Here is a 10,675-nt window from a genome sequence, read left to right on the forward strand (position 1 = left end):
ACGACCTCTAGATGTTCCGGAAGCGGTTGATGGCGTCGGCGTGCTTGGCGCGCAGTTCCTCGTCGCGCACGCCCAGACCCTCCTCGGGGGCCAGACACAGGACGCCGACCTTGCCCTGGTGGAGGTTGCGGTGCACGTCGTACGCGGCCTGGCCGGTCTCCTGCAGGGAGTAGACCTTCGACAGCGTCGGGTGGATCTTGCCCTTCGCGACGAGCCGGTTGGCCTCCCAGGCCTCGCGGTAGTTGGCGAAGTGCGAGCCGATGATCCGCTTCAGGGACATCCACAGGTACCGGTTGTCGTACTCGTGGGTGTAGCCGGACGTCGAGGCGCAGGTGACGATCGTGCCGCCCTTGCGGGTGACGTAGACCGAGGCGCCGAAGGTCTCGCGGCCAGGGTGCTCGAAGACGATGTCGACGTCCTCGCCGCCGGTGAGTTCGCGGATGCGCTTGCCGAAGCGCTTCCACTCCTTCGGGTCCTGGGTGTGCTCGTCCTTCCAGAACCTGTAGCCCTCCGCGGTGCGGTCGATGATCGCCTCGGCGCCCATCTTCCGGCAGATGTCCGCCTTCTGCTCGCTGGAGACCACACAGATGGGGGTGGCGCCACCGGCGAGCGCGAACTGCGTGGCGTACGAGCCGAGTCCGCCGCTCGCGCCCCAGATGAGGACGTTGTCGCCCTGCTTCATCCCGGCGCCGTTGCGGGAGACCAGCTGTCGGTACGCGGTCGAGTTGACGAGCCCCGGAGCGGCGGCCTCCTCCCAGCTCAGATGGCCCGGCTTGGGCATGAGCTGGTTCGACTTGACGAGGGCGATCTCGGCGAGACCACCGAAGTTCGTCTCGAAGCCCCAGATGCGCTGCTCGGGGTCGAGCATCGTGTCGTTGTGGCCGTCGGACGACTCCAGCTCGACCGACAGACAGTGCGCGACGACCTCGTCACCGGGCTTCCAGGCGTTGACGCCCGGGCCGGTGCGCAGGACGACGCCGGCGAGGTCGGAGCCGATGATGTGGTACGGCAGGTCGTGCCGCTGCGTGAGCTCCGAGAGCTTGCCGTAGCGCTCCAGGAAAGCGAAGGTCGGCAGCGGCTCGAAGATCGAGGTCCACACGGAGTTGTAGTTGACCGAGGAGGCCATGACGGCCACCAGGGCCTCACCGGGGCCCAGTTCGGGCACCGGCACGTCGTCCAGGTGGAGCGACTTGCGCGGGTCCTTCTCAAGGCTGGGAATGCCCGCGAACATCTCCGCCTCGTCCTTGTGCACGGTGATCGCGCGGTACGACTCGGGGAGCGGCAGTGCGGCGAAGTCGGCCGGAGTCGAGTCCGGCGACTGGATCGCGTCCAGGATGTCCTTCACGGTCACGGTGTGCCTCCGGCGATGGGCGCCCTGAGGGAGGGGCGCTGAGGGTTACGTCGGTGCTGCTGAGGGTGGGTGAGGTGCCGTCGGTTCGGCGGGTGGTGCTTCGGCAGCGCTTTGTGGCGCGGAGGTTGCCTGTGACGCAGGCGTCCGGGCGCGCGAGCCACTCGCTTGCGGGGACAGCCGACGCACGATCGGTATCTGCGCGCCGGCCGCCCGGACTCTTCCAACGTATGACACCGCGTGTCAGTCGGCAAGGCACTGAGTGCCAGAAATTCGCCTCAGATGAAATCTTTACGTAACAAATGAGCGATGATCGATCGAACGGCTTCGGAAATCCGCGCGAAAAGATGCCCTGACATGCCAAAACGGCCACCCGGTGGGGTGGCCGTCGTCACAGCGGTCGGAGGGGTGCAGCCAGGCGTCGGCCGGCGTCAGCGCTCCTTGAGCGCCTTCTCGATCGTGCGCATGACCTCGTCGAGCGGCGCGTCGGTCCGGGCCACCGTCACCAGCACCTCGCCCTGCGCGGAGACCCTCGCCGGAGCGGCCGCCGGCTGAGGCGCCGCGGTGCGTCCGGCCCCTATCCCGGCGCCGAACGTCTTGCGGACGATCGCGAAGGCGTGGTCCAGCTGGGCCTCCACGTCGCCCTGCCCCCCGGCCCGCAGCCAGCGCCGCAGCACATGGTTGTGGGCCGTGACGACCGCGGACGCGGCGACCCTGGCGAGCAGCGGATCGTCGTTGGCGTCGTCGTCGTGTGCGTGCTCGTCGAAGTGGCCGAGCAGATAGCGGGTGAAGAGGCGCTCGTACCGGGCCACCGACGCGATCTCGGCCTCGCGGAGAGTGGGCACCTCGCGCGTCAGCTTGTAGCGGGCCACCGAGATCTCGGGGCGGGCCGCGTACATCTTCATGACTTCCTTGATGCCGCGGCACACCGTGTCGAGCGGGTGCTCGTGCGCCGGGGCGGCATTGAGCACCGCCTCGGCGCGGATCAACGTGTCGTCGTGGTCCGGGAAGATCGCCTCTTCCTTGGAGCGGAAGTGACGGAAGAAGGTGCGGCGCGCGACGCCGGCCGCGGCCGCGATCTCGTCGACAGTGGTCGCCTCGTACCCCTTGGTCGCGAACAGCTCCATCGCGGCCGCTGCCAGTTCTCGCCGCATTTTCAGCCGCTGGGCGGCGGCGCGACTGCCTGCGGCGCTTTCCGGCGCGTCGGGCGTGGCTGGTGTACGTGAGGACTTGGCGGGCTGGGACATGACCCGAACGTACTGCATGTGCGCAGCTCGATGCGCATGTCCGGGATTCCCCCCGACCTGTGCGGGCGGGGGGACGCCAGGCCCGCTGGCCGGGGGGTGACTGCCCGGATCGAGCAGTCCACCCCAGTCCGCCTCGGTGCCGAACCAGTCGCCGACGCCGTCAGCGGCGGGCATACTCGCGGAAGCCGCGGCCGGTCTTGCGGCCGAGGCAGCCCGCAGCCACCAGGTGCTCCAGGAGCGGCGCCGGGGCCAGCCCCGGGTCACGGAATTCGCGGTGCAGCACCTTCTCGATGGCCAGGGAGACATCGAGGCCGACGACGTCCAGCAGCTCGAAGGGGCCCATCGGGTAGCCGCCGCCCAGCTTCATCGCCGCATCGATGTCGTCAAGAGACGCATAGTGCTCCTGCACCATCTTGATCGCGTTGTTGAGGTACGGGAAGAGCAGCGCGTTCACGATGAAGCCCGCACGGTCTCCGCAGTCGACCGGATGCTTCTTGATCGTGACGCAGACCTCGCGGACGGTCGCGTGGACGTCCTCGGCCGTCAGCACCGTGCGCACGACCTCGACCAGCTTCATCGCGGGCGCCGGGTTGAAGAAGTGCATGCCGATGACGTCCTGCGGGCGCGACGTGGCGCGGGCGCAGGCGACGACGGGCAGCGAGGACGTGGTCGTTGCCAGGATCGCGCCCGGCTTGCAGACCTTGTCCAGCGTCGCGAACAGTTGCTGCTTGATCTCCAGGTCCTCGGCGACGGCCTCGACCGCCAGGTCCACCTCGGCGAACGCGTCGTAGGAGCCCGCCGCGGTGATCCGGTCCAGGGTCTGCGCGGCCGCCTCGGCCGTCATCCGGCCCTTGTCCACGGACCGGGCCAGGGACTTGCCGATCCGGGCCTTGGCGGCCTGTGCCTTCTCCTCGCTGCGGGCGGCGAGGACCACCTCGTACCCGGCCTTGGCGAAGACCTCGACGATGCCCGAGGCCATGGTGCCGGAGCCGGCGACTCCGACGGAACGGACCGTACGGCCCGGCGTGAGGGCGGTGCCGTCCAGCGGGGTCAGCGCGTCCCGCACCACCGTGGCGCTGCCCGGCTCCTCGTAGGTGTAGAAACCGCGGCCCGACTTGCGACCGGTCAGGCCCGCCTCGCTGAGCTGCTTGAGGATCGGGGCTGGGGCGTGCAGCCGGTCGCGGGACTCGGCGTACATGGCCTCCAGGACGGTACGCGCGGTGTCGACGCCTATCAGGTCGAGCAGGGCCAGCGGGCCCATCGGCAGACCGCAGCCGAGCCGCATCGCCGCGTCGATGTCCTCGCGGGAGGCGTACTTCGCCTCGTACATCGAGGCGGCCTGGTTGAGGTAGCCGAAGAGCAGGCCGTCCGCGACGAACCCGGGGCGGTCGCCGACCGCGACCGGCTCCTTGCCGAGCTCGATGGCGAGGTCCGTGACTGCGGCGACGGCCTGGGGCGCGGTCAGCACGGAGGAGACGACCTCGACGAGGCGCATGGCGGGCGCCGGGTTGAAGAAGTGCAGGCCGAGCACGCGCTCGGGGCGGGCCGAGTCGGCGGCCAGCCGGGTCACGGAGAGGGCGTTGGTGCCGGTCGCCAGGATCGTCTCCGGGCGCACGATGCCGTCCAGGTCGCGGAAGATCTGGTGCTTTATCTCGTACGACTCCGGGACCACCTCGATGACGAGGTCGGCGTCGGCCGCGGCCCGCAGGTCGGTGCCGGTGCGGACGCGGGCGAGGGTGTCCGCGCGCTCCTGCTCGGTGATCCGGCCGCGGTCCACGGCGCGGGCGGTGGAGGCCTCCAGGGCGGCGCTCGCGTGGGCGGCGGCGGCCTCGCTGATGTCGATACCGATCACCTCGCGGCCGGCCTTCGCGAGGACCTCGGTGATGCCGGTGCCCATGGTGCCGAGGCCGACGACGGCAATGGTCTTGAACGGGGACAGAGGGGTGTCGGACAGGGGAGTGGCCATCGCGGGACTCCAGGAATGAGGTGACGGCTGGGAGCGCGCTGGGTGCGCCGAGGGGGCGCACCAGGTGCGGATATGAGGAGTGCGGGTGTTGCCGGGCTACGAGCGCACACGCCCGGTGCCGTGTCCGAGGGCGCGCACACGCCCGGGGAACGGCTGATGCCGACCGGCCCTGTCCCGAAGCCGGGTCGTACTGCGGTACATGGAGTACCGAACCGACCAGCACTCGCAACGGCTGCGTCACCAAACCGCCGCAAGCAGAACTGCGAGTGGGTTACTCGCTCGTATGAGCTTAACCGGTGAGTAACGAGCGCGCCAGCCCTCGGAGCGCGCCGGTTCCCGGAGTTTGTGATGTGGCTCCCGGCCGCCCGACGACACCCCTACGCTGGGCTTCGTGGACGAAGAGTTGCGATTGCTCACGGAGCGTCTACGACAGGAGTCACGCGCCACGGCGGCGTACGAGCGGCTGGCGGCGACCGGGGACCACGACGAACTGGCGGAGGTGCTGATCGCGGCCGGACAACCGCTGTGGGCCAGGGAGTTGGCCGCGTTCCGCCTTGGCGTGGCCGGCGACCGGCGCGCCTTCGAGGCCCTCGTCCTCCTCCTCAACCACCGCGACCCCCCGCGCTGCGCCTCCGCGGCCCATGCCCTCGCCCGGCTCCATGACCCCCGCACCGCCCGCGCGGCCGCGGCCCTCGCCACCAACGAACTGCGCGTCGCCTACGCCCTCCACCCGGTACGGCTCCTGGTCGAACTGCGCGCTCCCGAGTCCGTGCCCGCGCTGATCACCACCCTGGAACGCCGGCTGCGCCCGCACGACCCGTACCGCCGCGTGGCCGTCGCCTGTGTGGAGGGGCTCGGCTCGCTCGGGGACGCCCGCGCCCGGCGCGTCCTGAACGAGGCCCTGGCCCACCCGACGCTCGCCGAGGCGGCCGTGCACGCGCTGGCGCGGATCCCCGGGCCGAGATGAGCCCTCAGCCGCCGAGCGGTTCCTTCACATACCGAACCTCGGGCACGGCAACGCCGCCCGCCTCGAAGGGCTCCTCGGCACCGTCGGCGAGGAATCCCGCCCGCTCGTAGAAGCGCCGGGCGCTCGTGTTCCCCTTCAGCACCCACAGGTACATGCGCGGGTGCGGGGAGCACTGGCGCACCGACTTCTCCACCAGCGCCCGTCCGATGCCGCTGCCGTGATGCGCCGCGTCCACGTACAGCGCGTACAACTCGGCGTCGGTGGTGCGCACTTCGTCGTCCCGGTACGGTCCGTGCGCCGCCCAGCCGACGATCTCGCCGGCCCGCTCGGCGACGAGGTTCACCACGCCGTCCACGGCGCCCGCGGAGAAGCGGACGCGCCTCCGCTCCGCGTCCCGCGCCACATCGAGCGCGTCGAGGTACGGCTGCGGCATGAGCCCCCGGTAGGCGTGCTGCCAGCCGCGGACACGTATCTCGGAGACGCGCTCGACATCGGCCTCGGTCATGAGCCGGACCACCGATGCGGTCATGCGCCGACCACCGCGAACGCCTCGACCTCCAGCAGGAACTGCGGCGCGACGAGCGCGGCCACCTGCACGGCGGAGGACGCCGGGAGCCGGTCGTCGGGCATGTGCGCGGCGCGGGCCGCCCGGACGGCCGGCAGATAGGCCATGTCCGTGACGAAATAGGTGAGTTTGACGACGTCCTCGAACGTCGCCCCGGCGGCGGCCAGACAGCGCCGAAGGTTCTCGAAGACCTGGCGCGCCTGCGCGGCCGGGTCGCCCTCGCCCACGAGCTTGCCGGCCTTGTCCAGGGCGAGTTGGCCGGAGACGGCGACGAACCGGCCGGTGGCCGTGACGACATGGCTGTACTGGGCGGCGGGCGCGACGCCGTCGGGGGCGGTAATCCTGGTCGGATCGGTCATGCGTCCATGGTGGACCATGGGTCCGACAACGCCCCCGACGGGCCGGGCGGAGCCGCTCAGCCGTGGAAGCCGAGCAGACCGTGCAGAGTCGAGCCGTGCGCCGACGTGGACGCCGCCTTCGCGGTCAGCGGCGTGGGGTCGGGCGTCTTCTGGCACACCGCGTCGACCTCACCGTGCCCGTGCGGCACCTTGCCGTCGGTCAGGTACGTCGCCAGGTACTTGTCCAGGCAGGCGTTCCCGCTCAGCGTGATGCCGTGGTTCCCGCCGCCCTGCTCGACCACCAGGCTGGAGCCGTACAGCAGTCGGTGGACCGTCGCGCCGCCCTGGTACGGGGTCGCCGCGTCGTCGGTCGCCTGGAAGAGCAGCACCGGCGGCAGCTTGCCGTTGGCAATGTTCATCGGGTGCGTCGAGCGCACCGGCCAGAACGCGCATGGCGCGTTGTACCAGGCGTTGTTCCAGGCCATGAAGGGCGCCTTGTCGTACACCCTCCAGTTGTCCTTGCGCCACTGGTTCCAGCCGTGCGGCCAGGAGGCGTCACGGCACTGCACCGAGGCGTAGACGCTGTAGCCGTTGTCGCCCGAGGAGTCGATCGCGGCGAAGTTGTCGTACGCCTCCTCCAGCGGGCCGGAGTCCTTGGTGTTCACGTAGGCCGCGAACGCCTCGGCGATATACGGCCAGTAGCCGTTGTAGTAGCCGCCGGGGATGAAGGTGTCCTCCAGTTCGGAGGCGCCGACCTTGCCGCCGGCCGGCTTCTTGGCGAGCGCCGCCCGCATCGCGTACCACTTGGCCTCGATCTTCTCCGGATCGGTGCCGAGCTTGTAGGTCGAGTCGTACTTGGCGATCCACGCCATCAGTGCCCGGTGGCGGTCGTTGAAGGCATAGTCCTGGCCGAGGTTGTCGTCGTACCAGACACCGGTCGGGTCGACGATCGAGTCCAGCACCAGGCGCCGCACCCGCTGAGGGAACAGCTTCGCGTAGACCGCGCCGAGGTAGGTGCCGTACGAGTAGCCGAAGTAGCTGACCTTCTTCGCGCCGAGGGCCTGCCGGATCGAGTCCATGTCCTGGACGGCGCTGATGGTGTCGATGTACGGCAGCACGCTCGCGTACTTCTTGCCGCAGGCGGCGGCGAAGGACTGCACGCGCGTGAGGTTGGCCTTCTCGAGCGCGGGCGTGCCGGGGACGGAGTCCGGGCGGACCGGCTTGAAGTAGCCGGGTTCGCAGTCCAGCACGGGCGTGCTCTTGCCCACGCCGCGCGGGTCGAAGCCGATGACGTCGTACTGGGCCGCAACCGCCTTCGGCAGCGCGGACGCGACGAATCCGGCCAGCGTCAGACCGCTGCCGCCGGGGCCGCCGGGGTTGACCAGCAGCGGGCCCTGAGAGGTCTTGGCGGTGTGCGGGACGCGGGACAGGGCGAGCGTGATCTGCTTGCCCTTCGGCCTCGCGTGGTCGAGCGGCACCTTCAAGGACGCGCACTGGAGCGTCGGATAGTCCGTGGTGGCGCACTTCTTCCAGCTGACATTCGCGGCCTGAGCGGCAGGTGCGACCGGCGCGGGATGCTGTGTGCTCGCTCCGGCGGGGACTGCCGTGACCGATCCGGCCACCACGACGGCGGCAGCGCACAGTACGGCTGCGCGAGTTCTCATGGGTCCTCCCAGGACGGAGGGTTTTCGGACAGCGTGTGTCGCCGTCCTCGCCGCATCGTCCCGGAAAGGGCACCCGGCAGAACGCATTCTGCCGATACTTGACCCAATTGGATCGCGTGATGCCCTCGAACGCTCTCAGATCAGCGTGAGTTGAGTAGGTTCGGGCATTTCCGGTCCATGGGTCGGCGGCTCCGCCGGCTCGGGCGGGCTGATCCGGCGCGGCATGCCCGCGCGCGTGGGGCCGATGCCGTACTCCTGGGCCAGTTCATGGATCTGACGGGTGATCCGCCGCTGGTACCACTTGGGCGCGTAGGCCCCCTCGGCGTACAGCCGCTCGTAGCGGCGCACCAGGTGCGGGTGGTGCTCGGCGAGCCAGGCCATGAACCACTCCCGGGCCCCGGGCCGCAGATGCAGCACGAGCGGGGTGACCGAGGTGGCCCCGGCGGCCGCGATCGCCCGCACGGTGGCGCGCAGTTGGGCCGGATGGTCGCTCAGGAACGGGATGACCGGCGCCATCAGCACCCCGCAGCCGATGCCGTGCTCGGAGAGGGTCCGTACGACCTCCAGGCGCAGCTCGGGCGCGGGTGTGCCCGGCTCGGCGGTGCGCCACAGGTCCGGACACGACCTTGTACCAGCGACTGCCACGACCTTCTCGCCGAAGGGGGTCAGTTTCATGGCCCGGCCGCGTTCCGCGCGTTCAAGCGGCGCCTTTCCGAGGTCCCGTTCGAGGCGCTTGATCCCTGCTTGTCTCACGGCCGCTTCATATGTGCAGTCGATATGAAGCGGCCGTGAGACTGTGCAGCGAAATCTGAGACCCGACAACCGCTGTAGGGTCTCGCGGTTGGTGTCGGAGACCGCCCTCGTGACCTGCTGCTTCTTCCGTTGCCTCACGGCGTGTCGGACATCGGAGCCTCTGCTTCGTGTCGCTTCCTCGGCGGTCTGTCTTGATCGGAGCAGACCGCCGGGCTTGTGACCTGGGCTGTCGCGCAGCTTCCGAGTCAGCAGCCCGCAGGTCTCCCACCTGTGCGGTTGCCAGGTGGTTTGGGGACGAGCGCGGTGTCGGGTCGGAAGGGCGGGCACGCGTCGACGCCGCCGGCGAGGGCCTGGACGCGGGCTGCCGGAGCGGAACTCGCGTGGACAAGCCTCCGGGTGTGTGACCCGCTCGATCGCGCCGTGCGGTCGATGCGCTTTCCCGGCCGGCCGGACGGGCGGATCAGCGCAGTCCGGCGAAGAGATCGTTCTCGGGTATGGCCGCGCCGGTGGCGTCCTGGACACGTACGAAGGTCTCCATGCCCATCAACTCGCCGAACCTGTCCTTGCCCATCTTGAGGAAGAAGATGTTCTCGCCCTGACTGGCGTGCGCGGCCAACGCGTCGAACTTCTGACCGCTGAACGCGGTGGTGTCCACCCACGTGGTGATCTCATCGTCGGGGAGGCCGATCTCGGCCATCGCGGCGGCCTCGGCAGGATCCGGCTCCGGCATGTCCTCATGAAACTCGCGCATGATCTCGCCGAACCGCTGCATCATCGAGCGGGGCATCGTGGTCCAGTACACCTTCGGTGCCAGCGCGGTCATCTCCAGCGCCGCCATCGTGATGCGGTGGGCCTGGATGTGGTCGGGGTGGCCGTAGAAGCCGTTCTCGTCGTAGGTGACGACCACATCAGGTCGGTAGTGCCGCATGAGTTCCGCGAGTCGGGCCGCGCCTTCCTGCACGGGGGTCTGCCAGAAGGATCCGGGGGCGTCGTTGCTCGGCCAGCCCGTCATCCCGGAGTCGGCATAGTCCAGCATCTCCAGATCGCTGACCTTCAGGACGTCACAGCTCGCCTCAAGTTCTTGACGGCGCATCAAGGCGACCGCCGCCGGATCGTGCCCGGGATCGCCCGGCTTGACACCCCCCGGTCCGTCACCGCAACCGCCGTCGGTACACGTCACGAGAACCGTGCGGATGCCTTCCGCCGCGTACCGCGCGAGGACCCCTCCGGTTCCGGTGGCCTCGTCGTCGGGGTGGGCGTGTACTGCCATGAGGGTCAAGGGCCGGTCAGTCATGAAACAGTCCTCCTGTAGAAATACGTCTTGGTCCGAGTGTGCGGCGGGCGTACCGCGATCTTGGGGCCCGGATCCTGGTGGGGCGGACGACCTTGTGGTCTCCGTGTTCCCCGCCCGTGCGGCGCCGGTCCCTCGGTCGATCCAACCGTGTCGGCCGGACCGGCTGTTCCCGGCGCGGCCGCTTGGCCTTCCAGGCGCCGGCGTTCAACGCGAACGAGGTACAGGCGCGACCAGCATGTCTCAGCGCCACGTCGGATCCGACTTCCATCCGGCACCGGCCGTGAGATTCCGACACGAAATTTGAGACAACCGCTGTAGGGTGTCAATTTCCGTGTCATGTGCGAAGTCCGTGACCGCGGCGTTCTCCGGTTGTCTCACGCCGTGTCGGGCGGCTTCAGTCTCACGAGTCGTGTCATTTCCTCGGACGGGTCAAGAGGCCTAGATGATCAATTCCAAGGGATGCCTGCGGAGGGTGTGGGGTGGGCGGCGGCCGAAGCCACCGCGAGACGGTCACGCGGCGGGCTGCCGGCCCT

8 protein-coding genes and 1 pseudogene are annotated in these 10,675 nt (G+C 69.6%); 1 reads left to right on the plus strand and 8 read right to left on the minus strand.

The features are described from left to right. Positions 1-7: 7 nt before the first annotated feature. The 3 genes from ccrA to ACFYXB_RS09225 all read right to left on the minus strand — a co-directional run bounded on the left by ccrA (position 8) and on the right by ACFYXB_RS09225 (position 4,561). Complete coding sequence (gene ccrA / locus ACFYXB_RS09215) at positions 8-1,345, minus strand: crotonyl-CoA carboxylase/reductase (RefSeq protein ID WP_351366135.1); 1,338 nt, start codon at positions 1,343-1,345, stop codon at positions 8-10. Between the two features lie 434 nt (positions 1,346-1,779). Next, positions 1,780-2,595, minus strand: a complete 816-nt coding sequence (locus ACFYXB_RS09220) for a TetR family transcriptional regulator (RefSeq protein WP_389579483.1) — start codon at positions 2,593-2,595, stop codon at positions 1,780-1,782. A gap of 160 nt (positions 2,596-2,755) precedes the next feature. Next, on the minus strand, positions 2,756-4,561 hold the full coding sequence (locus tag ACFYXB_RS09225; RefSeq protein ID WP_389579485.1) for a 3-hydroxyacyl-CoA dehydrogenase family protein: 1,806 nt from the start codon (positions 4,559-4,561) through the stop codon (positions 2,756-2,758). 391 nt (positions 4,562-4,952) lie between these two features. Here ACFYXB_RS09225 and ACFYXB_RS09230 point away from each other — a divergent pair, with 391 nt between their 5' ends. Continuing rightward, positions 4,953-5,528, plus strand: coding sequence for an adenylosuccinate lyase (locus ACFYXB_RS09230; protein WP_389579487.1), 576 nt, complete (start codon positions 4,953-4,955; stop codon positions 5,526-5,528). A gap of 4 nt (positions 5,529-5,532) precedes the next feature. Here the strand turns inward: ACFYXB_RS09230 and ACFYXB_RS09235 are convergent, their stop codons facing one another. The 5 genes and pseudogenes from ACFYXB_RS09235 to ACFYXB_RS09255 form a co-directional block, all read right to left on the minus strand. After that, positions 5,533-6,057 (minus strand): GNAT family N-acetyltransferase, encoded by a 525-nt coding sequence (locus ACFYXB_RS09235; RefSeq protein WP_389579490.1) that lies wholly within the window; start codon positions 6,055-6,057, stop codon positions 5,533-5,535. After that, positions 6,054-6,452: a RidA family protein gene (locus tag ACFYXB_RS09240; RefSeq protein WP_389579493.1), complete on the minus strand. Its 399-nt coding sequence runs from the start codon at positions 6,450-6,452 to the stop codon at positions 6,054-6,056. The genes ACFYXB_RS09235 and ACFYXB_RS09240 overlap by 4 nt, the downstream gene beginning before the upstream one ends. Before the next feature lie 56 nt (positions 6,453-6,508). Beyond that, entirely contained in the window at positions 6,509-8,095 is a 1,587-nt protein-coding gene (locus ACFYXB_RS09245) for an alpha/beta hydrolase (RefSeq protein WP_389579496.1), read from the minus strand. Positions 8,096-8,230: 135 nt separating this feature from the next. Beyond that, positions 8,231-8,710, minus strand: a pseudogene (locus ACFYXB_RS09250) (radical SAM protein); the annotation flags it as partial. A gap of 598 nt (positions 8,711-9,308) precedes the next feature. Then, a complete protein-coding gene (locus ACFYXB_RS09255; protein ID WP_351352403.1) occupies positions 9,309-10,142 on the minus strand; it encodes a PIG-L family deacetylase in 834 nt (277 codons plus the stop codon). Between the last annotated feature and the right edge of the window lie 533 nt (positions 10,143-10,675).

It is taken from the genome of Streptomyces sp. NPDC002619 (assembly GCF_042889305.1).
GTDB lineage: Bacteria > Actinomycetota > Actinomycetes > Streptomycetales > Streptomycetaceae > Streptomyces.

Coding starts and splice junctions, on each gene's coding strand:
- ACFYXB_RS09220 (WP_389579483.1), bottom strand. CDS start 2,595: ATGTCCCAGCCCGCCAAGTCCTCACGTACACCAGCCACGCCCGACGCG.
- ACFYXB_RS09225 (WP_389579485.1), bottom strand. CDS start 4,561: ATGGCCACTCCCCTGTCCGACACCCCTCTGTCCCCGTTCAAGACCATT.
- ACFYXB_RS09235 (WP_389579490.1), bottom strand. CDS start 6,057: ATGACCGCATCGGTGGTCCGGCTCATGACCGAGGCCGATGTCGAGCGC.
- ACFYXB_RS09240 (WP_389579493.1), bottom strand. CDS start 6,452: ATGACCGATCCGACCAGGATTACCGCCCCCGACGGCGTCGCGCCCGCC.
- ACFYXB_RS09245 (WP_389579496.1), bottom strand. CDS start 8,095: ATGAGAACTCGCGCAGCCGTACTGTGCGCTGCCGCCGTCGTGGTGGCC.
- ACFYXB_RS09255 (WP_351352403.1), bottom strand. CDS start 10,142: ATGACTGACCGGCCCTTGACCCTCATGGCAGTACACGCCCACCCCGAC.